The organism is Arthrobacter sp. MDT1-49-2, assembly GCF_059090185.1.
Genome location: NZ_JBNHFK010000009.1, coordinates 80,813 through 101,127, shown reverse-complemented (window position 1 = coordinate 101,127; position 20,315 = coordinate 80,813). Strand labels below are relative to the sequence as shown.

20 protein-coding genes are annotated in these 20,315 nt (G+C 66.8%); 7 read left to right on the top strand and 13 right to left on the bottom strand.

What is annotated here, in order from left to right:
* Positions 1-53 precede the first annotated feature (53 nt).
* The gene (locus tag AC5RTS_RS13280) at positions 54-1,103 is read left to right on the top strand and encodes an NAD-dependent epimerase/dehydratase family protein (protein WP_493992487.1); all 1,050 of its coding nucleotides are present in this window, start codon (positions 54-56) and stop codon (positions 1,101-1,103) included.
* Between the two features lie 11 nt (positions 1,104-1,114).
* On the opposite strand, the gene AC5RTS_RS13275 is transcribed toward AC5RTS_RS13280, so the two are convergent.
* Positions 1,115-2,089, bottom strand: a complete 975-nt coding sequence (locus AC5RTS_RS13275) for an NAD(P)/FAD-dependent oxidoreductase (RefSeq protein ID WP_493992486.1) — start codon at positions 2,087-2,089, stop codon at positions 1,115-1,117.
* Positions 2,090-2,155: 66 nt separating this feature from the next.
* Between AC5RTS_RS13275 and AC5RTS_RS13270 the strand changes: the two genes are divergently transcribed.
* Positions 2,156-3,523, top strand: coding sequence for an APC family permease (locus tag AC5RTS_RS13270; RefSeq protein WP_493992485.1), 1,368 nt, complete (start codon positions 2,156-2,158; stop codon positions 3,521-3,523).
* 136 nt (positions 3,524-3,659) lie between these two features.
* Here the strand turns inward: AC5RTS_RS13270 and AC5RTS_RS13265 are convergent, their stop codons facing one another.
* From AC5RTS_RS13265 to AC5RTS_RS13230, 8 genes are all read right to left on the bottom strand, one after another.
* The gene (locus AC5RTS_RS13265) at positions 3,660-4,733 is read right to left on the bottom strand and encodes a YihY/virulence factor BrkB family protein (RefSeq protein WP_493992484.1); all 1,074 of its coding nucleotides are present in this window, start codon (positions 4,731-4,733) and stop codon (positions 3,660-3,662) included.
* Positions 4,734-4,821: 88 nt separating this feature from the next.
* On the bottom strand, positions 4,822-5,142 hold the full coding sequence (locus AC5RTS_RS13260; protein WP_493992483.1) for a PRC-barrel domain-containing protein: 321 nt from the start codon (positions 5,140-5,142) through the stop codon (positions 4,822-4,824).
* A gap of 115 nt (positions 5,143-5,257) precedes the next feature.
* The gene (locus tag AC5RTS_RS13255) at positions 5,258-6,478 is read right to left on the bottom strand and encodes a mechanosensitive ion channel family protein (RefSeq protein WP_493992482.1); all 1,221 of its coding nucleotides are present in this window, start codon (positions 6,476-6,478) and stop codon (positions 5,258-5,260) included.
* Positions 6,479-6,596: 118 nt separating this feature from the next.
* The gene (locus tag AC5RTS_RS13250) at positions 6,597-7,640 is read right to left on the bottom strand and encodes an iron-siderophore ABC transporter substrate-binding protein (RefSeq protein ID WP_493992481.1); all 1,044 of its coding nucleotides are present in this window, start codon (positions 7,638-7,640) and stop codon (positions 6,597-6,599) included.
* A 145-nt stretch (positions 7,641-7,785) separates the two neighbouring features.
* A complete protein-coding gene (locus AC5RTS_RS13245) occupies positions 7,786-9,048 on the bottom strand; it encodes an NAD(P)/FAD-dependent oxidoreductase (RefSeq protein WP_493992480.1) in 1,263 nt (420 codons plus the stop codon).
* Positions 9,012-9,356: a bifunctional 3-phenylpropionate/cinnamic acid dioxygenase ferredoxin subunit gene (locus AC5RTS_RS13240; protein ID WP_493992479.1), complete on the bottom strand. Its 345-nt coding sequence runs from the start codon at positions 9,354-9,356 to the stop codon at positions 9,012-9,014. Before AC5RTS_RS13240 ends, AC5RTS_RS13245 begins: the two co-directional genes overlap by 37 nt.
* Positions 9,357-9,425: 69 nt before the next feature.
* Positions 9,426-9,917 (bottom strand): MarR family winged helix-turn-helix transcriptional regulator, encoded by a 492-nt coding sequence (locus tag AC5RTS_RS13235; RefSeq protein WP_493992478.1) that lies wholly within the window; start codon positions 9,915-9,917, stop codon positions 9,426-9,428.
* A gap of 106 nt (positions 9,918-10,023) precedes the next feature.
* A complete protein-coding gene (locus tag AC5RTS_RS13230; RefSeq protein WP_493992477.1) occupies positions 10,024-10,653 on the bottom strand; it encodes a TIGR03085 family metal-binding protein in 630 nt (209 codons plus the stop codon).
* A 186-nt stretch (positions 10,654-10,839) separates the two neighbouring features.
* On the opposite strand from AC5RTS_RS13230, the gene AC5RTS_RS13225 reads away from it, so the two are divergent.
* Positions 10,840-12,819 carry an acyl-CoA dehydrogenase family protein gene (locus tag AC5RTS_RS13225; RefSeq protein ID WP_493992476.1) on the top strand — a complete coding sequence of 660 codons (1,980 nt, stop codon included), beginning with the start codon at positions 10,840-10,842 and terminating at the stop codon, positions 12,817-12,819.
* 2 nt (positions 12,820-12,821) lie between these two features.
* Here AC5RTS_RS13225 and AC5RTS_RS13220 read toward each other — a convergent pair whose 3' ends face one another.
* Entirely contained in the window at positions 12,822-13,442 is a 621-nt protein-coding gene (locus AC5RTS_RS13220; RefSeq protein ID WP_493992475.1) for a TetR/AcrR family transcriptional regulator, read from the bottom strand.
* A gap of 117 nt (positions 13,443-13,559) precedes the next feature.
* Between AC5RTS_RS13220 and AC5RTS_RS13215 the strand changes: the two genes are divergently transcribed.
* The 3 genes from AC5RTS_RS13215 (at position 13,560) to AC5RTS_RS13205 (ending at position 16,823) form a co-directional block, all read left to right on the top strand.
* Entirely contained in the window at positions 13,560-14,372 is an 813-nt protein-coding gene (locus tag AC5RTS_RS13215) for an SDR family oxidoreductase (protein ID WP_493992474.1), read from the top strand.
* A gap of 65 nt (positions 14,373-14,437) precedes the next feature.
* Positions 14,438-15,721: an acyl-CoA dehydrogenase family protein gene (locus tag AC5RTS_RS13210; protein WP_493992473.1), complete on the top strand. Its 1,284-nt coding sequence runs from the start codon at positions 14,438-14,440 to the stop codon at positions 15,719-15,721.
* Positions 15,722-15,725: 4 nt separating this feature from the next.
* Positions 15,726-16,823 carry a phosphotransferase family protein gene (locus AC5RTS_RS13205; protein WP_493992472.1) on the top strand — a complete coding sequence of 366 codons (1,098 nt, stop codon included), beginning with the start codon at positions 15,726-15,728 and terminating at the stop codon, positions 16,821-16,823.
* A gap of 30 nt (positions 16,824-16,853) precedes the next feature.
* Here AC5RTS_RS13205 and AC5RTS_RS13200 read toward each other — a convergent pair whose 3' ends face one another.
* Positions 16,854-17,891: an NAD(P)-dependent alcohol dehydrogenase gene (locus AC5RTS_RS13200; protein WP_493992471.1), complete on the bottom strand. Its 1,038-nt coding sequence runs from the start codon at positions 17,889-17,891 to the stop codon at positions 16,854-16,856.
* A 127-nt stretch (positions 17,892-18,018) separates the two neighbouring features.
* On the opposite strand from AC5RTS_RS13200, the gene AC5RTS_RS13195 reads away from it, so the two are divergent.
* Positions 18,019-18,540, top strand: a complete 522-nt coding sequence (locus tag AC5RTS_RS13195) for a hypothetical protein (RefSeq protein ID WP_493992470.1) — start codon at positions 18,019-18,021, stop codon at positions 18,538-18,540.
* A 35-nt stretch (positions 18,541-18,575) separates the two neighbouring features.
* Here the strand turns inward: AC5RTS_RS13195 and AC5RTS_RS13190 are convergent, their stop codons facing one another.
* Positions 18,576-18,680, bottom strand: coding sequence for an MFS transporter small subunit (locus AC5RTS_RS13190; protein ID WP_423723643.1), 105 nt, complete (start codon positions 18,678-18,680; stop codon positions 18,576-18,578).
* Complete coding sequence (locus AC5RTS_RS13185) at positions 18,677-20,083, bottom strand: OFA family MFS transporter (RefSeq protein ID WP_493992469.1); 1,407 nt, start codon at positions 20,081-20,083, stop codon at positions 18,677-18,679. The genes AC5RTS_RS13190 and AC5RTS_RS13185 overlap by 4 nt, the downstream gene beginning before the upstream one ends.
* Positions 20,084-20,315 lie beyond the last annotated feature (232 nt).

Here is a 20,315-nt window from a genome sequence, read left to right as displayed (position 1 = left end):
ACCGGTAGAGTCGGTTTCAACGCCGGCAGCACTGCAACGGAAGGACCTTCACCATGCGAGTAGCCGTTATCGGAGCAACCGGAAATGTGGGGACTGCGGTTCTGCGCCGGCTGGCGGGTGCCCGCCGGGAACGCGGCGGAGATCTGGAGGTGGTGGGAATTGCCCGCCGCATCCCGGACACGGAGCAGCCGCCCTACGACGACGTGGAGTGGCACAGCATCGACGTCGGCGACCGGGGGAACGCGGCCGCCCTGGCCGAAGCACTGAGCGGCGCCGATGCAGTGATTCATCTGGCCTGGCTGATCCAGCCCAACCGCGACGAGGCAGAGCTGCACCGGGTCAACGTCGGGGGAACGGAAAACGTCCTCGCGGCCGCCGCATCGGCAGGGGTGCGGCAGTTTGTCTGCGCCTCCTCGGTGGGTGCGTACAGCCCCGCCCCGAAGGACCGGCTCACTGATGAGTCCTGGCCGGCCCGGGGTATTGCCAGCTCGCACTACAGCAGGCACAAGGGTGAGCAGGAAGCGCTGCTGGACCGGTTTGAAGTGGAATATCCGGAGATCCCCGTGGCGCGGCTGCGGCCCGGGCTGATCTTTTCCTCGGATGCCGGCAGCGAAATCGGCCATTACTTCCTCGGCCGCCTGATCCCGAAGTTCTTCCTGAACAAGCTTTCACTGCCGCTGATACCGCTGCCGTCTTCGTTCATTTTCCAGGCGGTTCACGCCGACGATATTGCGGATGCCTACTGGCGGGTGGTGGACCAGCGCGCTGAGGGTGCCTTCAACATCGCCGCCGATCCGATCATCACCCCGGACCTGCTGGCGGGCGTCCTGGGGGCAAAGCGGGTTCTTGACGTACCCGTGAAGTTCATCCGCGCCGTCGTCGGCCTCACCTGGGCCGCCGGGCTGCAGGCCACCGATCCCGGCTGGGTGGACATGGCGGCCGGCGCGCCGGTGATGGACACCTCCCGGGCCCGCGAAGTCCTGGGCTGGGAACCGCGCCGGACCTCGCTGGAATCCCTCAAATATGTCCTGGACGGGATGAGCGCCGGGGATGGGGTGGCCGGTTCCCCGTTGCTGGCGCCCCGCAGCCAGCAACGGAACTAGCGGCAGCGGCGTCAGACGGCTTTCTGCGCCGCTTCCTGAACCGGGCCTTCCGCGCCTGTTCCATCCGCCGATGCCACGGCAAGTCCCAGATCCTCTTCGAGCAGCTTGGCGTTAACCACCACGGCCAGGCGGTATGCATCTCCAGCCACAGCCACCACCTGAGCGGAGGGGTCGGTGGCGTTGCCCACGGCCCACACCCGCTCCTGGCTGGTGCGTCCGAGTTCATCGGTGACAATACAGCCGTCGTCGTCCAGCTTCAGATGCTGTGTCAGGCCGGGCTCCAGTTCGGCTTGGGGTTCCAGGAAGAGCGCCTCACACGGAACCGTGCGCCCGTCGGCCAGTGTCAGCCCGGCCAGCTTGCCGTTGTCCACCCTCAGGCCGGCAACCTCACCCTCAAGCACCCGGATGCCCATGGCCGCCAGGCCCCGGGCATCCTCCTGCCCCAGTTCAATACGCCCGGGCAGCACCAGCGTCACATCTTCGGAAAACGTGCGCACGAGCTGCGCCTGCTGGATGGAGGTCTGGGCCGTGCCCAGCACGGCCAGCACCTTGTCCGCGCTCTCGTAGCCGTGGCAGTAGGGACACTGCAGCACGTCCTCACCCCACCGCTCCCCCAGTCCTTCAATATCCGGCAGCACGTCACGCAGCCCGGTCGCCAGAATCAGCTGCCGCCCCCGGAAACTGCGCCCGTCTGCCGTCAGCACCGTGCCGGTCGGTTCCACGCAGGTGACCGTGGCGTCCACCAGGTCCACACCGTAGCCGGCCACCTCGGCCCGGCCCAGCGCCACCAGTTCGGCCGGAGGAATCCCGTCCCGGGTCGGGAACCCGTGGACGTGTCCGGCCGGGGCGTTGCGCGGGCTGCCCGCGTCGATAACCGCCACGCGGCGAAGGGCACGGGCCAGGACCAGTGCGGCGGTCAGGCCCGCCATGCCTCCACCGACAATAACGACGTCGTATTCCTCGGCCGGGATGTGCGAAGTTGCCATACCTAATTCTTACAGGACCGGCAGTAGATCATCAGCATTCTTAGTATGTTGTCTAGACTTTCCCCCATGGGAGAAACCACGCAGGAAAAGCCTGCATCCAAACTCAAGCAGGGCATCACCGGCCCCATGCTGTATCTGTTCATCCTCGGCGACGTTCTCGGCGCAGGCATCTATGCGCTGGTGGGGGAGGTCTCGGGCGAAGTCGGCGGCGCCATCTGGGTGCCCCTCATCGTTGCCCTGGTCCTGGCATTGCTCACTGCTGCCTCCTACGCAGAGCTGGTAACCAAGTATCCGCGCGCCGGAGGTGCGGCTGTTTTTGCCGAGCGGGCCTTCAAGGTGCCCGCCATATCCTTCCTGGTGGGCTTCGCAATGCTGGCCGCCGGCGTCACCAGCGCGGCCGGTCTCGCATTGGCGTTCACCGGCGATTACCTTGCGCCTTTCCTGGACGTGCCGGCGGTTCCGGCCGCCATCGTGTTCCTGCTGCTCGTGGCATTGTTGAACGCACGCGGCATCTCGGAATCCGTGCGCAGCAACGTCGTGATGACCGTCATCGAGGTCTCCGGCCTGGTGCTGGTGATTGTGCTGGTGGGCCTCATGCTGGGTAAGGGGGAAGGGTACACCGACCAGATCACGCAGTTCCCCGCCGGTGCGAACCCGGGCACCGCGGTCCTGGCCGCCTCCGTCATTGCCTATTACTCGTTTGTGGGCTTCGAAGTCTCGGCCAATATCGCCGAGGAGGTTCGAGATGTCCGGCGGGTGTACCCGAAGGCCATTTTCGGCGCCATGCTCACCGCTGGCCTGGTGTACGTCCTGATCGGACTGGCTGCCTCCGTGGCGTTGCCCACCGAGGATCTCGCCGGGTCCTCCGGACCGCTCCTTGACGTGGTCAGCGCCACCGGATTCGGCGTTCCGGACTGGACCTTCAGCCTCATCGCCCTGGTGGCGGTGGCCAACGGCGCCCTGCTGACCATGATCATGTCCTCCCGTCTGGCCTACGGGATGTCCGAGCAGGGCCTGTTGCCCGGCGTGTTCGGCAAGGTTCTGCCCAACCGGAAAACCCCGTGGGTGGCCATTGCCGCCACCACCGCGGTGGCCATGATCCTGACCATGACCGGCGGTCTGGCTTCCCTGGCGGAAACAGTGGTGCTGCTGCTGCTTTTCGTCTTCCTGAGCACCAACATTGCAGTGATTGTGCTGCGCAGGGACAAGGTGGAGGAAAAGCACTTCCGCACCCCTCTTGTGGTTCCCTACCTCGCCATTGCCTCCTGCATCCTGCTGCTCACCCAGCAGGACGCCGCGGTTTGGCTGCGGGCGGGCATCCTGATGGGTGTCGGCCTGGTGCTGTTCGCGGCGCGCAGGCTGACCAAAGGCAAGACACTGGGCAGCAAGGGGCACCGCAGCACGGACGCCGCAGCGGAGACCGCCGACAACTAGGCCATGGCGTCCGTGCCCTGCCCGCCTGCGGCGGATGGTCAGACGATGCCATGCCGGCGGAGAACAGCAGCCGCACGTCGAGGCAAAAAAAGCCGCCCCGGACCACACGGTCCGGGGCGGCAGTTGTTGTGGCAGGCTACTCGTGCAGATCGTCGTCGTAGTCCTTGCCGGCGTGCTGCTGGCGCAGCTTCCGGCCCTCGGCGATGTCCTTTTCTTCCTGTTCCTGGCGCTTCTCGCTCTGGCGGGTGTCCCGCGGGGGCAGCTGCACGGATTCCTCGGCCTGGATGCCGGCCTGCAGTTCCCGGCCACGCTCCACCTCGGCGTCGAACTCCGCGCCGAAGAGCAGTGACAGGTTGGCCAGCCAGATCCACAGCAGCAGCACAATCACACCGCCGATGGCACCGTACGTGGCGTTGTAGTTGCCGAAGTTGCCAACGTAGAAGCTGAAGCCCAGCGTCGCCACGGCCAGGATCACCAGGGCGATCAGGGAGCCCATGCTCATCCAGCGGAACTTGGGCTGTTTCACGTTGGGGGTGGCGTAGTAAAGGATGGCGATGATCAGCACCGCGAACAGCACCATGACCGGCCACTTGGCGATGTTCCAAATGGTGACCGCCTGGCTGCCCAGGCCAACCACGTTGCCGATGGCTTCGGCGATGGGGCCGCTGATGACCAGCATGAGCAGCAGCGAGGCTGCCAGCAGGATCATGATGAGGGTGACCAGCAGCTGGATGGGACGCAGCTTCCAGATGGGTCGGCCTTCATCCACCTCGTAGATCCGGTTCATGGCCCGGCCGAAGGCACCCACGAAGCCGGAGGCGGACCAGAGGGCACCGAGAATACCGACAATCAGCGCGAGTCCGGCACCCCCGGAGGTGGTCAGCTGCTCAATGGGTCCGGTCAGCTGGTCCGCAGCTTCGGGCGGGGCAAACTGCTTCACGAAGTCCAGCATGACCTGGGTGGTGGCTTCCGCCTGACCCACCAGGCCCAGGATGGAAACCATGGCCAGCAGGGCCGGGAAGATCGCGAGGACCGTGTAGTAGGTCAGCGCAGCGGCAAGGTCGGTGCACTGGTCCTTGGAGAACTCACGGATGGTCTTCTTGAGAATGTACTTCCAACTGGGTTTGGAGACCTCAGTGGGATTATCCGGCTTGCTCGCATCATCGGGACTGGGTGCCGTCTCGGCCTTGCTGTTGCTGTCCTGCGCCACTACGGCCTCCTGCGGGAATCGGTCTTCAGCTTCCCATCGTATTAGTAAGCGTCCTTAGCAACAACAAGGGACCCCTGCGCCGGGAAGGCTACCGGTCCGTGCGCAGGCCGTAGTAGTCCATCAGGACAGCTTCCTCTTCCGCGCTCAGCGGGTTTTCCGGGTTCGCGCCGGGGGAATCGGAAATCTGGTCCTTGGAGTAGTTCACGAAGATGTCCTGGCCGTTGCGTCGGGCCGCGGCCAGGGGAACGTAGTGTTCGCCGGTGTCGAAAAGCCCCAGGTCTACGGTGATCCAGGCCGGCTGGCCGGTGGCTCGGTCCACGTGGACTTCACCCACGAGCCCCAGCCGCTCGCCGTCGTTCGCCCAGACATTGGAGCCTTGGATCTGGTGGAGCACGTAGGCATCCGTCATAACCCCTCCCTTCCCCGGCCCGGCAGGGATGCCGGGCTCTCCCATTGGCGCGCGCCGCACCGGCTGCTGTCAACAGCGGATGGGATCTGCCGGTCTCCGGCAGTGGAAATCGGGATCAGCGCGGGTCCTCTGCGGCGCTTTCCTCCCGCTCGGCGAACACGTCCTCGCCGGGCCCGGAGAAAACCTGCCGCCGTTCCACCGCGTCAATACTGCCGGTAAACAGCTGCGAATCGCTGGTATCCGAGCTGCGCGGCAGCGGTTCCTCCCGGCGGGGGGCAGCAGCTTCCGCAGCGGGCAGGCTGACCTCTTCCCAGCGCTGGCGCGGCAGCGCGTCCGGGTGCCGTTCCTGCAGGTAGGTCACCATGGTTTCCCGGATCAGGCAGCGCAGGTCAAACAGCGTGCCGCTGTCCACTGCGCTGACCAGGATACGGACGCGCACCAACCCGTTCACGGCTTCGGTCACCTGCAGCACGCTGGTGCGCTGGTCCCACAGCTCGGTGCCGGCCAGGGTCTCCTTCAGCTTGGCGCGCAGGTCCCCCACCGGCACCCGCCAGTCGAGGTCCAGTTCCACGGTGCCCAGAATCGCCGACTGGCGGCGGGTCCAGTTCTGGAAGGGAGTGGTGGTGAAGTAGGTCGAGGGCAGGATCAGCCGCCGGTCGTCCCAGATATGCACCACCACGTAGGTCATGGTGATTTCCTCGATGGTGCCCCACTCACCTTCCACCACCACCACGTCATCAGCACGGATGGCATCGGTGAAGGCCAGCTGCAAGCCGGCGAAAACATTGCTCAGCGTTCCCTGCACGGCGAGGCCGGCCACAATGGACAGCAGACCGGCGGAGGCCAGGATACCGGCGCCCAGCGCTCGGACCTCGGGGATGGTCAGCAGCACAAAAGCCACCGCAATGGTGACCAGCACGGCAATACTGATCCGCCGGCCCAGGATCACCTGGGTTTTCAGCCGGCGCAGCCTGCGGTTGTCGCGAGTATCCGTGCTGTACTTCGTCAGGATCATCGCCTCGATGATCAGCAGCATCACGACACCGAACCAGGCCACGGCACCGATCAGCCCCACCACCAGCAGGTAGTCCAAGGTGGCCAGCCAGTCCGCATTCGGGGCCGTGGCGCCGAGGGCGATACGGATGCCGATGAGGCTCAGCACCAGCCGCAGCGGATTGCGAGCCCGGACCGACACCTCCCGGATGCCGGGCACCTTCCGGAATGCCTTGTTGGCCGCCACTCGGACGGCAAAGGCAATGATCAGGGAGATACCTACCGCCACTAGTACGGCGAAGAGCGGTTTCAGTCGAACAGCAAGCTCAAGCAGGTCTTCCATGCTTTCGATGATTGCAAACCTCCTTGGGGGGCTGTCCAATCGGCTGTTCGTTGCCGGCGGAAAACAAACGGACGCCCCGGGGGTTCCCGGGGCGTCCGTTTCTGCAGCTGCTGCGCTCTTACTTGGCGTTGTCCGCGGCGGTGGCGGCGTCGGCAATCATCGGCACCACGTTGTCCAGGGCGTAGGGAATGCTCAGGACGTTGATCGCCGAGGTGGAGAAGACACGGGTTGCCTCGGCATCGGCCACCAGGCTGCCCTTCTTGGCAGCGGGGATCTGGCTGAGCAGCGGATCCGAGGCGATACTCTCCGCCACTTCTTCGCTGGCCACCCAGCTGACGAAGATGTCCGAATCCAGCTGGTTCAGGTTCTCGTCGGACCAGGGGATATAGAACTCGTCGCCCTTGCTGTTCTCCGCCACTACGGGTGCCTGCGTCAGGCCCAGCGATTCCATGAAACGGGGCCGGTTGTCGAGTGCGGTGTAGACACCGTTCTCTGCCCCCGGGGCCAGGTTGCCGTAGATGAAGGTCTTACCTTCCAGCTGCGGGAACTCAGCGGCCCGGTCCGTGATGCTCTGCTCGGTCTCAGCCACCAGCTCGTCAGCCTTCCCGCTGAGGCCCAGCGCCTTGCCGGTCATCCGGGCGGTGTCCTGCCAGGAGGTGCCCCAGGCGACTTCCGGGTAGGCGACCACGGGAGCGATCTTGGCCAGCTTGTCGTAATCCTCCTGCGAGAGACCGGAATACGCAGCGAGGATGACATCCGGATTGGTGGCGGCGACGTCGTCGAAGGCAATGCCGTCAGCCTCGGAGTACTGGGCCGGGGCATTGTCCGAGCCGATCGGTGCGTCCAGATCCTCCAGTGCCTCGTCGATCCAGGGCGTGGTGCCCTGTTCGTTGCCGCCGAACTCGATGAGCGGCATGCCCACGGGAACCACGCCGAGCGCCAGGGCGGTTTCGGCGTTCGCCCAGGAAACAGCCGCGACCCGTTCCGGGGCTTCTTCAATGACGGTCTCACCGAAGGCATGTTCAATGGTGACGGGGAACTGATCGGCGGCGGCGCTGCCGGTTGATTCATTTTCCCCGGAGGCGCCCGTTGAGCAGGCGGAAAGGGACAGGACGGCGACGGCGGCCGCGGCGGCGGCGCGGCGCATCCGGGAGAGGGCCATGGGGGCTCCTTGGAATGAGAAATCACTATTAACGGACGAAACGGATCCGCTCAGGTGTGGACCCAAAAGTAAGGTTAGCCTAGGTTGAAGCCAATTACGCAACGCTAACCTTGCGTAATAGCCACGCACTCCAAGAACCCCGGTTTCAGGACTTCGCGCGTGCCATCCGCCGCAGATCCACTCCGGCATCCCCCAGCGCCGCGGCATCCACTGCCCGCCCTGACTCGATCAGTTTCCGGGCCGCGCGGACGCTGGTTCCGGCGTCTACGGCGGCCACTCCCGCCAGCGTCCCGTCAACGGCGACACGGAACGACATAAATCCCGGCCCGGGTGCACCGCGAAGGACCGTTGTTCCGGGCACCTTGAAGCTGCCGGCAACTTCAAGGTGCACGCCGTAGCGGTCGGACCAGAACCAGTCCGCGCCGGCAGCGGGGGCTGCGTCTGCGAGCATTCCGGCCGCCGCCGCTTCGCCGGTCCGCCTGGCGGCGTCCCAGTGTTCAAAGCGCCGCCCGGACACGCCGTCGCGGCGCGCCGAATCCCCGGCAGCGAAGATCCGGGGATGAGAGGTGCGGCCGGCCCGGTCCGCCAGAACGCCGCCGTCAACGGCCAGGCCGGCATCCTCGGCGAGTGCGGTGACCGGCTCGCCACCCACGGCCACCAGGACCGCCGTCGCCGTCAGGCCGCCGCCGCCTTCCAGGTCCACGGAAAGGGAACCGGCACCGGCCGTGATTCCCGCCGCCCGGCCCCGGACATATCCGGTGCCGTGCGCGGCGTGCAGGCCGTGCAGGTATGCGGCCATGTCCGGACCCACGGCGGCCTCAAAGGGCAGCTCCGACGGGTCCACCAGCGTCACTTCGGCGCCCAGGCTGCGCGCCGTCGCGGCGGTTTCGGCGCCAACCAGCCCCGCACCGAGGATGACCAGCCGGGCTCCCGGCCCCAGATGTGCGCGCAGCTGCGCGGCATCGTCGGCCGTGCGAAGTGTCAGGACGCCCGGCAGGTCCATCCCGGGCACGGGCAACCGGCGGGCACGTGCACCGGTGGCCAGCAGAACCATGTCGGCTACCACCTCCGGCCCGGAGGACAGGGTGAGGACCGGTGCCGCGCCTCCGGGGTTGAGCTTGCAGACGCTGTCAGCGATCAGCTCCACGCCGTTGTCCGCATACCACCGTGACGGTGCCAGCTGCAGCCGCTCACGGTCCAGGCCGCCGGCCAGGAAGGCCTTGCTCAGCGGCGGGCGGTCATAGGGCAGCCCGCCCGGATCCACCAGGTGCAGGGTGCCGGTGTAGCCTCGGCGGCGAAGCTCGCGAACCGCGCTGAACCCGGCTATGCCGCCGCCAACCACCGCCACCGAGGCGGGATGCGCCGGCTCGCTCAAGCGTTCTGCGGCGTCTCGTTGGGGTACAGCCATACCTGGTCTTCCCGCACCTCCACACGGTGGGCCTTGGCGTTCACCATTGCGGGCAGGCAGAGCGCCTCACCGGTGCGCAGGCAAAACCGGGCCGAGTGTATGGGGCATTCCACCTCGTCACCTTCGATCCAGCCTTCGGCCAGGGAAGCTTCCTCGTGCGTGCACGTGTCATTGAGGGCATAGAAGCGCCCGTTGTCACTGTGGAACACCGCAATGTCATCAGCAGTGCCGGCTGTTTCGGCATCCACCACCAGGGCCTCGCCCTCACTGATTTCATCGACTTCGGCTACGCGGATACCCTCGCTCATGCCATTTCCTTCCCCGGCGCCAGGCCACTAACGTGCTGCTCTTACCTCAACACGTTACCGCGGCCCGGCCTACTCCCTGGCGGCTACTGCCGGCGAGGGGCCGCTTTCGATGCCGTCGGGCCGCAGCAGGATGGCACCCTGTCCTTTTGCGCCCGGCTCAAGGCTCCGGATCAGCGCGATGAGTTCAGTCCTCAGTTCCGGACCGATCCCGGCAGTGGAATGGTCCTGTTCGAGGTTTTCCGCGTCGGCAAGCAGCTTCTGGCCCCGCTCGGAAATGGCCATCAGCCGGCCTTTTCTGCCCTCGGCGCCGGCCACCTCCTCCACGAGGCCCTGCCCCGCCATACTCACCAGCGCCGTCCCCAGGGTCTGCGCGGTGACGCGCAGCCGCCGGGCCAGTTCCGCCCGCCGTATGGGCCCGTCCGCCAGCAGGACCCTGAGGATGGTCACCCGCTCCTGCGTCAGGCCCACCGATCTGAGCTTGTTGTCCACTTGGCGCCTTACCAGCCGTGCGGCAGTCGAGAGCAGCCGCACGGGTTCCCAGTCCCCCTCGTTCTGCATCATCCTGCTTCCCTGATACGTCGTTGGTAAGCGATCCGGCCCCGCTGAAATAATCAGCGTGCTTACTATTTCAACGCGTCAGGGGGTGTACTTGTCAAGCCGGGAGGTATTACCGGGCCGCCCAGGCACGGAAGGCGCGGACGGCGTCACCGCCGCCTTCGATGCTCACGTTGGCCGCAGCACGCCTGCCCATGGCATGAAGCGCCAGCTCCACCACGTCGGCGGAGACAAGGACCGAGGGCGAGCCGGCCTTGACCCGGCGCCGGCCGGTCCCCGGCAAGGCAAGCTCGACACCGACGGGGCTGCTGCGGTAGCCCATGCGCGCCATCATGCCGAGCTGTTTCCAGAGTGCCTGCTGCTGCCCGGCGGGCAGTTCCCGCGCGGCAGCAGCCCCGGCGCCGCGCCGGATGTCCTCGTGGTGGATGACGTATTCCACCAGGTTGGCGGCATCCGCCCGGAACGGTGAAAACCGGCCCGGACCGGCGGCAAACCTGTCCACCAGCGCCGCGTAGCCCTGCGGTGTGCCGGCGGCCGCCGCCTCGGCACCCAGGTTTTTCTCCTGCCCGGGCTTGGACCGGCGGACCACGTCGGAGGCAATCCGCCACGGAGCATGTTCCCGGAGCACCAGATGTGCCAGCAGCCTGCGCACATCCCATCCGTCACACAGTGTCGGCGCGAAGGGATCGGCCTCCCGCAGTGTCCGGACCAGCTGCGCGCGTTCCGTTTCCACCCATGCCATGACGATCTCCTTCGGATTGGATTGCCGCCGATATTCCCACCCGCTCCAGCAGATCTGCACGGCGATTCGGTCTGCGCCCCACATTAGCGCCGAACCCTCTTTACCCCTACCTACCGCGGCGTAGCATGGTCCCCACAGCGAGCCGAGGCTGCGACCACGGAGCGGCCCTGAACGAGGAGAAATCCCATGAGTGCCACTGACATCCAGGATGCCCAGGACGCCGGCCGAAACGGCAGTGCCCGCAAAATCAAGGACCGCGTAGTCACCGAACAGGACGCACGCAATGCCACCGAAGCGGCCCGGGACACCAGCGAATCCCGCCCGAGTTTCGCCAAGGGCATCTACCTGGGCAGCTTCAATCTGGACCTCATCCAGTCCCTGCCCGGCGCCGATCCGGATGAGGAAGCGCGTGCCGGGCTGTTCCTTGAGGCGCTGACAGAGTACTGCCGGACCCTGGACGGCCGGCTGATTGAGCGCACGGGTGTCATCCCTGACGAATACCTGCGCGGCCTGGCAGACCTGGGCGTGTTCGGCATCAAGATTCCCCAGCACTACGGCGGGCTCGGCCTGTCCCTGCTGCACTACGGGCGGGCGCTGATGATTCTCGGCACGGTGCACCCCAGCATGGGTGCCCTGGTCTCCGCCCATCAGTCCATCGGTGTGCCGGAACCGGTGAAGGTGTTTGGCAATGAGGCGCAGAAGGAGGAGTACCTGCCCCGCTGCGCGGCCGGAGCGGTGACCGCCTTCCTCCTCACCGAGCCGGACGTTGGCTCCGACCCGGCACGGCTGCGGACCACTGCCGTCCCGTCAGAGGACGGGAGCGAGTACGTCATTGACGGCGTGAAGCTGTGGACCACCAATGGCGTGATCGCCGAACTGGTGGTGGTGATGGCCGCCGTCCCGCCGCACGGCGGGAACAAGGGCGGCATCAGTGCATTTGTGGTGGAGATGTCATCCCCGGGCATCACAGTGGAGAACCGCAATAACTTCATGGGGCTTCGGGGCATCGAGAACGGGGTCACCCGGTTTACCAAGGTGCGTGTCCCGGCGGCGAACCGGTTGGGCCGCGAGGGCCAGGGCCTGAAGATTGCCCTGACCACGCTGAACACCGGCCGGCTGTCGATTCCGGCCATGTGTGCCGCGGCCGGCAAATGGTCGCTGAAGATTGCCCGCGGTTGGGCCGGGGCCCGCGAGCAGTGGGGCCGGCCCATCGGCCGGCACGAGGCCGTAGCCAAGAAGCTTGCCTACATCGCGTCCACCACCTTCGCGCTTGAAGCGGTCTTCGAACTTTCCGCCGAGCTGGCGGACGCCGGCACCAAGGACATCCGCATCGAAGCTGCCCTGGCCAAGCTCTGGGCCAGCGAGATGGCCTACAACGTTGCCGACGAGCTGGTGCAGGTGCGCGGCGGCCGCGGTTTTGAGACCGCGGATTCCCTCGAGGCCCGCGGCGAGCGTGCCGTGCCGGCGGAACAGCAGTTGCGGGACCTGCGCATTAACCGGGTTTTCGAAGGCTCAACGGAGATCATGCACCTGTTCATCGCCCGCGAAGCGGTGGACGCCCACCTCACCGCCGCCGGGGATCTGGCGGTGGCCGATGCCCCGCTCGGCGCCAAGGGCCGCGCCGCCGTGAAGGCCAGCGGCTTCTACGGCAAGTGGCTGCCCACGCTGGCCGTAGGAAAGGGCACCGTGCCGACGTCGTACGCTGAATTCGGCATCCTCGCCAAGCACCTGCGCTACGCCGAGCGGGCCTCGCGCCGGCTCGCCCGGTCAACGTTCTACGGGATGGCGCGCTGGCAGGCGGGGCTGGAGCAGCATCAGGTGTTTCTGGGCCGGATCGTAGACATCGGTGCGGAGATCTTCGCGATTTCCGCCTCCTGTGTCCGGGCCAGGACCATCCGCGCAGAGGATCCGGCGGAGGGTCAGGGCGCCTTCGAGCTGGCGGATACGTTCAGCACTGAATCCCGGGTACGCATTGAATCACTGTTCGATGAATTGTGGAGGAACTCGGACGACGCCGACCGGCAGCTCTCCAAGGGCATCCTGGCCGGCCGGTACACCTGGCTGGAGGACGGCGTGCTGGACGCCTCCGAGGGCACCGGACCGTGGATCTCCGAAACGGCGCTCGGATCCGAGCCCAAGGAAAACCTGCACCGCTGGTACCGCTGAGGTTATCCGGCCGGCGGGCGTGCGCCGACGGCGCCCCGGCAGATCTGCACATAGCGGACCGCCAACTCTTCGGGGCTGAGCGGTCCGCCGGCGCGGTACCACTGGGCCACGCCGGTGCACATGGTGGTGACCGCCCGGCTGGCCTCCTTGGGGTGTGAAGTGCCGAAGCGGCCGAGCCGGACCGCTTCGGCCACCACGTCATCGAGCAGTTTCTGCTGCCGGTCACGGGCCGCAATGTGGGCTTCCCGTGCGGCGCCCTCCAGGCTGCGGATCTCACTGGCGGCGATGAAGGCGTGCTCCCCGCGGTAGGCATGCACCAGCACGAGGCACTCGATCAGCCGGGCAAACCTGTCCTCCACATCCGCTCCGGCCTCCGTCAGGGCGGCAGTGCTGCGCGCATAAAGGTCCGCCATGGCGGATTCGGCGATGGCCACCAGCAGTGCCTGCTTGGAGGGGTAGTGATGATAGAGCCCGGGCACCGAAAGCCCGGCCCGGCCGGCAACGGTGCGGATGGCGGTGCCGTGGTAGCCGTGCTCCAGGAAACACTCCAGCGCACAGTGCAGCAGAGGCGGCAGCACGGGGACGGAGAAATCCCGCCAGTCGGACTGGATCGGGGCGGCCATGGCATCCTTCGGTCGGTTTTTCACTCGGATTGTGACCCTTGACACAGATCGAGGGCCTGCACCAGACTAACCATACCGAGCGGTCGCTCGGTAGTCCCGACAAAGACGGCGGAGCAGATGACGGACCACGCAGCGCAGCAGCAGGACACCGGAACCACCACGGAAGCCCTGCCCCGGCTGACCGGCCGGACCGCCGTCGTCACCGGCGCGAGCCGCGGCATCGGCCTGGCCATTGCCCGCCGGCTGGTAGCCGAAGGGGCAAAGGTCTGCATTACCGCCCGCAACATCGGCCCGCTGAAGGAGGCCGCCGCGGAGTTCCCCGAGGGCAGCGTGCTGTTCCTGGCCGGAAAATCGGATGACCCGGACCACCGGGCCGAGGTCCTGGATACCGTGGCCAGAACCTGGGGCCGGCTGGACATCCTGGTCAACAACGCCGGCATCAACCCGGTCTACGGTCCCCTCACCGATCTGGACCCGGAAGCCGCCCGCCGCATCCTGGACGTCAATCTGCTCGGCACGCTGGCGTGGGTGCAGGCGGTCTGCGCGCACGAGGCACTGGATTTCACCGGCCGCGGCGGATCCGTGCTGAACCTGTCCTCCGTATCCGCGCAGACACCGGCGCACGGCATCGGCTTCTACGGCATCAGCAAGGCGGCGGTGGAACAGCTGACCCGGACCCTGGCGGTGGAACTGGCACCCTCGGTACGCGTGAACGCGCTGGCCCCCGCCGTCGTCAAGACGCAGTTCGCCCGGGCACTGTACGAGGGCCGTGAGGAAAAGGTCAGCTCCGCCTATCCCCTGAAGCGGCTCGGCACGCCCGAAGACGTTGCCGGTGCGGCCGCCTTCCTGGTGTCGGACGACGCCGATTGGGTCACCGGGCAGGTCCTGAACCTCGACGGCGGCCTGCTCGTGGCCGGCGGATCGGCATAGGCGCTGCAGGTTTCGCTTCCTCCCCGCTTCTCCCACCGAGTTCCAGCCCATCCAAAGGACCAGCTATGAGCACCGTATCCCTGCCGCCGGAGATCGAAGACCTGCGCCTGCGCACCCGTGACTTCATCCGCGGCACCGTCATGCCCGCAGAGCCGCGTCCGGGCGACGTCCTCCCCGAAGAGCTGCTTGCCGAGCTGCGCTCCGCCGCCCGGGCCGCCGGGGTCTTCGCCCCGCACGCACCGAAGGAATACGGCGGCCAGGGGGTGCCGCTGGAACACTGGTCCCCCATCTTCCAGGAGGCCGGATATTCCCTGATCGGGCCCTCCGCCCTGAACTGCATGGCCCCGGACGAGGGCAACACGCACATGCTGCACCTGATCGGCAGCGAGGAGCAGAAGCGGCGCTATCTCGCCCCGCTGGTCGCCGGGGATGCCCGCTCCTGCTTCGGCATGACCGAGCCCCATCCCGGCGCCGGGTCCGATCCGGCGGCCCTGCGCTCCCGTGCCGAGAAAGTCGACGGCGGCTGGCGGATCACCGGCCACAAACGCTTTACCAGCGGGGCCAACAACGCCACCTTCTGCATCGCCATGGTCCGCACCGATGCCGTGGACGGCGCACCGGCCGGAGCCACCATGCTGCTGGTGGACATGGACGCCCCCGGAGTACGGATCGGCGAGCAGCTGCACACCATGGACCGGGCCATCGGCGGCGGACATCCGCACGTGCATTTCGAGGACGTCTTTGTGCCCGACGGTGCCGTCCTCGGCGCGCCGGGCGAAGGCTTCCGCTACGCACAGGTGCGCCTGGGCCCGGCACGGCTTACCCACTGCATGCGCTGGCTGGGCCTTGCCCGCCGGTCCCTGGACATAGCACTGGACCGCACCAACCGGCGGGAAATCTTCGGCTCCGTGATGAACGAGCTTGGACTGGCGCAGGAAATGATCGCCCAGTCAGTGATCGACATGGAAACCTCCGACGCCATCATCACCAAGACCGCAGCCCTGCTGGAGACCGACGTGAAGGCCGGGTCCGCCCTCTCCTCCGTGGCCAAGGCACACACCTCCGAGGCCGTCTACCGCGTCATTGACCGCAGCCTGCAGCTCTGCGGCGGAGACGGCGTCACCGACCGGCTGCCGCTGGCCTCCTACCTCAACGAGGTGCGGGCGTTCCGCATCTACGACGGGTCCAACGAAACCCACAAGTGGGCGATTGCCCGCCGGGCTTCGGCCGGCCGCCGCCGCGAGGTGGAGCACGGCGCCCCCTATCTTGCCGATGTCGCGGAGGCCGGGCCCGCGGCCGGCACCCGGACGGCCAACGACGCCGTGTTTTCCGCCGATGCGAAAGCCTGAACCCATGCACACCACCCCTGACGGCCACGAAGTAGTAGCCACCCGCGCCGACGCCGAAGCCCTGGCTTCCCCGCCGCTGCTGATCCTGGACGAAGTCACCGCGTTCTTCGACGCGCACGGGCTCGGCGCCGGGCCGCTGGCCTGGGCCTCCATTGGCGACGGACAATCCAACGTCACCTACCGGATCCGTCGCGGCACCGAAGACTTTGTGCTGCGCCGCGGCCCGCGGCCGCCGCTGCCGCGCTCCACCCATGACATGGTCCGCGAAGCACGGATCCAGCAGTTGCTGCGCGTGCAGGGGGTGCCCGTTCCGGAAATTCTGGCGGTCTGCGAGGATGAGTCCGTGCTCGGTGTGCCGTTCTACGTGATGAACTACCTCGACGGGCTGGTCATCACCAACACCATTCCGCCCGCCCTCTCCTCGCCGGAGGACCGCCGGGCCACCAGCGCCGCCGTCGTCGATGCGCTGGTCCGCATCCACTCCGTGGACGTCAGCAGCGGGGATCTGGCCGGTTTCGGCAAGCCGGAGGGGTACCTCAGCCGCCAGGTGTCACGGTTCGGTTCGCTGTGGGAGATCAACACCATGCGCAACCTGCCTGCCGTGGCGCGGATCGGCGGCTGGCTGGCGGAGAACGTGCCGGACAGCCAGGCCGCCGCAGTGCTGCATGGCGACTTCCGGCCGGGAAACCTGATGTTCGCCCCGCAGTCCCCCGCCCGCGTCATCGCCATCCTGGACTGGGAGATGTCCGCCATCGGGGATCCGCTGGCGGATCTTGGCTACCTCACTGCCACGTATTCCGAGCCCGGCAGCGAATCCACGCCGCTGGAGCTGACCGGCGTGACCCGGCACCCGGGGTATTTCAGCCGGGAGGACGTCATTAGTGCCTACCGGGAGCGGATGGACCTGGATCTGACCGCACTGCCCTGGTACCAGACCCTGGCGCTGTGGAAGGCGTCCATTTTCTGCGAGGCCATCTACACCCGCTGGCTCAAGGGCGAGCGTCCGCATGACACGGTGTTCGGCCCCTCGCTGGAGGAAGGCGTGCCGCAGCTGCTGCGCGCCGCGGCCCGGTTCGCCGGGCTGGAGCGCGCCGCTCTGTAATTCTCCGCTGCCGCCCTGCCGCGGGTGTTGCTAGGGGACGACGACGGCGCGGCCGAGCAGCTGATTGTTCTTCAGTTTCTCGTAGGCCGCCGGTGCCTCGTCCAGGCTGAAGGTCTGGGTGTGCACATTGATTCCTTCGCTCCGGGCCAGGTCCAGCACTTCGAACAGTTCCGATCGGGATCCCCAGTACGGGGCCCGGATGGACGCTTCCCAGGCAGTAGTCGCGGCCATACCCACCGGCAGGGTGCCGGATCCGACGCCTACCAGAACCTGGTCCCCCTGCGCCGCCACCAGCGCCTGGCCCAGGTCCAAGGTGGCCTGGTTGGTCACGAAATCGAAGACGGCATCCACGCCGCGGCCGCCGGTCAGATCCCGGATCATGGGCACCGCCCCGGGCTCGGAGGGGAAGGTGTAGTGCGCTCCGACGTCGGTGGCCAGGTTCAGCTTGGTCTCGTCAATGTCCAGGGCTACCACGGTGGCAGCCGTCAGTGCCCGCAGGATCTGCACGCCCACATGCCCCAGGCCGCCCACCCCGATCACTACGGCAGTGGCGCCGGAGGGCAGCTTATCCAGTGAGCCTTTGATCGCGTGGTACGGGGTAAGGCCGGCATCTGTCAGGGAAACATTCTGCACCGGATCCAAGTCCCCCAGCGGCACAAGGTGCCTCGGACTGTCCACGATCAGGTATTCCGCCATGGCACCGGGCGCGCCCAGTCCGGGCGGGGCGATGCCGAGTTTTGCAGCATTCCGGCAGTAGTTTTCCTTGCCGCTGGCACACTCGTAACACATCCCGCAGCCCCAGGGCCCGTAGACGGCCATGGAGGTGCCGACCTCGATGTTCCGTACCCCCTCGCCGATCCGGTCCACCACGCCGGCGGCCTCGTGTCCCAGTGTCAGGGGAAGGCCGTAAATGTACTCACCCTCCGGCAGGCTCATGATGAATTCATCCGAGTGGCAGACGCCTGCGGCGGTGACCTTCAGCCGCACCTGCCCCGGACCCGGTTCGGGAGTTTCAATCTCCACCACTTCGGGCGGCGCGCCCAGGGTGCGGTATTGAAGAGCCTTCATGGCGTGCTCCTACTCTCCGCACCGGCGAAGCTCCGCCGCAGGTACGGGTGGATGGCTTTAGCACCTTAATCGTTGCACCCGGGCTCCGGTTGCACAGCCCCTGCGCGGCCCCGGTACCGTGAGGGGCATGAAGAATCCGCCGCTTTCCCTTGCCCTTGCCGCTGTGTCTGCTGCCGGTACGCTCAGCCGGCCCGCCGACTGGTCCCCGTCCCTGCGCCGCCTTTTCATCCTGGCACCTGGCGCAGCCATCGGCGCCATCAGCGTTGTGGCAGTGCAGAAGGGCACCCGGAAGGGCAGGGAACTGGCGGCCGCCTCAACGGTTGACCTGGTTACCCCGTTCACGGCCGCGGCTCAGGACGGCGCTGCGGGTGAGGCAACCGCGCCTTCCTATCTGCGTGCAGCCGGTTCCGCGCCGCGAACCCCGGCCATCGCACTGGCCGGCATGGCTGCGCTCGTGGGGGTCACCGTCAGCGGCGTTTTGGCACTGACCCTGGCACTGGATGAACAGGTTGAGAAATGGTTGGTCCGGCGCGGGGTGGCCCGTCCCCGGTGGGTGATGGCGGCGGCCGCCGCCGCCTCTTCCCTGCTTCTGGACTATGCCTTGGACGGGGCAACGGACTCCGGGGACTCCGGGAAGTCCAAGGGCTGACCAGCCCACCCCCCTATCCGTACACCGGACAGCCGTCAGCCGAACAGTGCCGCTGCCCGGCTGAGGGTCTGAAAGACGCCGTACGCCAGCGGAATTCCCACCAGCAGCCAGCTCACTGTGACCATCGCTTTGTTGCTCATGCGTGCTCTCCGTCCGGGGTTGGTGTCTGCGCCGGAGCCTCCGGCCCGGACTTCGGTTCGTGGTGGCGGGAGTGGACCGGTGTCACCAGCAGATTCGCGATGAACCCGACAATCAGCAGGCCCACCATGGTCAGCAGGGCGGGATAGTAGGCCCCCGCGGTCAGCTCGCCGGGAGTGCCTTGCGCGTCCAGGAATGAATTGACGATGAGCGGTCCGGCAATCCCGGCCGCGGACCAGGCGGTGAGCAGCCGGCCGTGGATGGCGCCCACTTGGAAGGTGCCGAACAGGTCCCGCAGATAGGCCGGAACCGTGGCGAATCCGCCGCCGTAGAAGGACAGGATCACGAAGGCCAGCGCTACGTAGAGGATGGTGGAGGTGTCTCCGAAGAAGGAGAGCAGGGCGTACAGGATGGCGCCGCCGCCGAGGTAGAGCATGTAGATGCGTTTGCGGCCGATCAGGTCCGAGGTGGCGGACCAGACAAAGCGGCCGCCCATGTTGCCGATCGAGAGCAGGCCCACGAATCCGCCGGCAACGGCGGCTGTGACCAGGGAAGCGCCGTCGGGCTGGCGGAAGAAGTCCTGGATCATCGGCGCGGCCTGTTCCAGGATGCCGATACCGGCCGTCACGTTGCAGAAGAGCACAATCCAGACGAGCCAGAACTGCCTGGTCTTGATGGCGTTGGCTGCCGAGACGTGGTTGGTGGTGACCAGGGATTTGGCGGCGACGGCGGAGGGATCAAAGCCCGCCGGTTTCCAGTCCGCGGCCGGAACCCGGATGGTCGCGGCGCCGTACAGCATGTAGATCAGATAAATGGCCGCCAGGGTCAGGAACAGCTTGCCCACCGCGTCCCCGCTGGCCACCCATCCCGGGGTACCCGAGGCCGGATCGTAGAAGGCCAGCAGCGCCGAGGACAGCGGGCTGGCAATCAGTGCACCACCGCCGAATCCCATGATCGCCATGCCCGTGGCGAGCCCGGGCCGGTCCGGGAACCACTTGATCAGGGTGGACACCGGGGAGATGTAGCCGATGCCCAGGCCGATGCCGCCGATCACCCCGTACCCCAGGTACAGCAGCCAGAGCTGGTGCGTAAAGATACCCACGGCTCCCACCACAAAGCCGCCCACCCAGAACATCGCCGAGACAAACATGGCCTTCCGGGGCCCGTTGGCGTCCACCCATGTGCCCATCACCGCGGCGGAAAGCCCCAGCATCACAATGGCAATGGAGAAGATCACGCCGATCTGGGTGAGGCTGGCGTCGAAATAATCCACCAGCGCCGTCTTATAGACGCTTGTTGCATACACCTGTCCGATGCACAGATGTACGGCGAGGGCTGCCGGTGGAATGAGCCAGCGGTTGAAACCGGGCGGGGCGATGGTGCGGTTGCGATCCAGCCAACTCATGCGGACTCCCTTGTCAGACTGCGTCGTTCTCAGACTGTGTGTCAGGAGTCAGGATGCGCCTTGAAGTGCGCCGTGTCCCGGTGTGACACGCGTTTTTGCCGTATCGCACGGAAACATACCGCGCAACCTACTCACCGGTAACTAATTTCCCAAAACCCTTGCTTTGTTACCGCTGGGTAGCTTAGATGTAACAGACATCACACTGACCCGGGTCGGATTCGTCATCTGCGGA

Bases quoted from the DNA above. Each gene is read 5' to 3' on its own strand.
- AC5RTS_RS13280 (WP_493992487.1), top strand. From the start codon at position 54: ATGCGAGTAGCCGTTATCGGAGCAACCGGAAATGTGGGGACTGCGGTT.
- AC5RTS_RS13275 (WP_493992486.1), bottom strand. From the start codon at position 2,089: ATGGCAACTTCGCACATCCCGGCCGAGGAATACGACGTCGTTATTGTC.
- AC5RTS_RS13270 (WP_493992485.1), top strand. From the start codon at position 2,156: ATGGGAGAAACCACGCAGGAAAAGCCTGCATCCAAACTCAAGCAGGGC.
- AC5RTS_RS13260 (WP_493992483.1), bottom strand. From the start codon at position 5,142: ATGACGGATGCCTACGTGCTCCACCAGATCCAAGGCTCCAATGTCTGG.
- AC5RTS_RS13255 (WP_493992482.1), bottom strand. From the start codon at position 6,478: ATGGAAGACCTGCTTGAGCTTGCTGTTCGACTGAAACCGCTCTTCGCC.
- AC5RTS_RS13250 (WP_493992481.1), bottom strand. From the start codon at position 7,640: ATGGCCCTCTCCCGGATGCGCCGCGCCGCCGCCGCGGCCGCCGTCGCC.
- AC5RTS_RS13245 (WP_493992480.1), bottom strand. From the start codon at position 9,048: ATGGCTGTACCCCAACGAGACGCCGCAGAACGCTTGAGCGAGCCGGCG.
- AC5RTS_RS13240 (WP_493992479.1), bottom strand. From the start codon at position 9,356: ATGAGCGAGGGTATCCGCGTAGCCGAAGTCGATGAAATCAGTGAGGGC.
- AC5RTS_RS13235 (WP_493992478.1), bottom strand. From the start codon at position 9,917: ATGATGCAGAACGAGGGGGACTGGGAACCCGTGCGGCTGCTCTCGACT.
- AC5RTS_RS13230 (WP_493992477.1), bottom strand. From the start codon at position 10,653: ATGGCATGGGTGGAAACGGAACGCGCGCAGCTGGTCCGGACACTGCGG.
- AC5RTS_RS13225 (WP_493992476.1), top strand. From the start codon at position 10,840: ATGAGTGCCACTGACATCCAGGATGCCCAGGACGCCGGCCGAAACGGC.
- AC5RTS_RS13220 (WP_493992475.1), bottom strand. From the start codon at position 13,442: ATGGCCGCCCCGATCCAGTCCGACTGGCGGGATTTCTCCGTCCCCGTG.
- AC5RTS_RS13215 (WP_493992474.1), top strand. From the start codon at position 13,560: ATGACGGACCACGCAGCGCAGCAGCAGGACACCGGAACCACCACGGAA.
- AC5RTS_RS13210 (WP_493992473.1), top strand. From the start codon at position 14,438: ATGAGCACCGTATCCCTGCCGCCGGAGATCGAAGACCTGCGCCTGCGC.
- AC5RTS_RS13205 (WP_493992472.1), top strand. From the start codon at position 15,726: ATGCACACCACCCCTGACGGCCACGAAGTAGTAGCCACCCGCGCCGAC.
- AC5RTS_RS13200 (WP_493992471.1), bottom strand. From the start codon at position 17,891: ATGAAGGCTCTTCAATACCGCACCCTGGGCGCGCCGCCCGAAGTGGTG.
- AC5RTS_RS13195 (WP_493992470.1), top strand. From the start codon at position 18,019: ATGAAGAATCCGCCGCTTTCCCTTGCCCTTGCCGCTGTGTCTGCTGCC.
- AC5RTS_RS13190 (WP_423723643.1), bottom strand. From the start codon at position 18,680: ATGAGCAACAAAGCGATGGTCACAGTGAGCTGGCTGCTGGTGGGAATT.
- AC5RTS_RS13185 (WP_493992469.1), bottom strand. From the start codon at position 20,083: ATGAGTTGGCTGGATCGCAACCGCACCATCGCCCCGCCCGGTTTCAAC.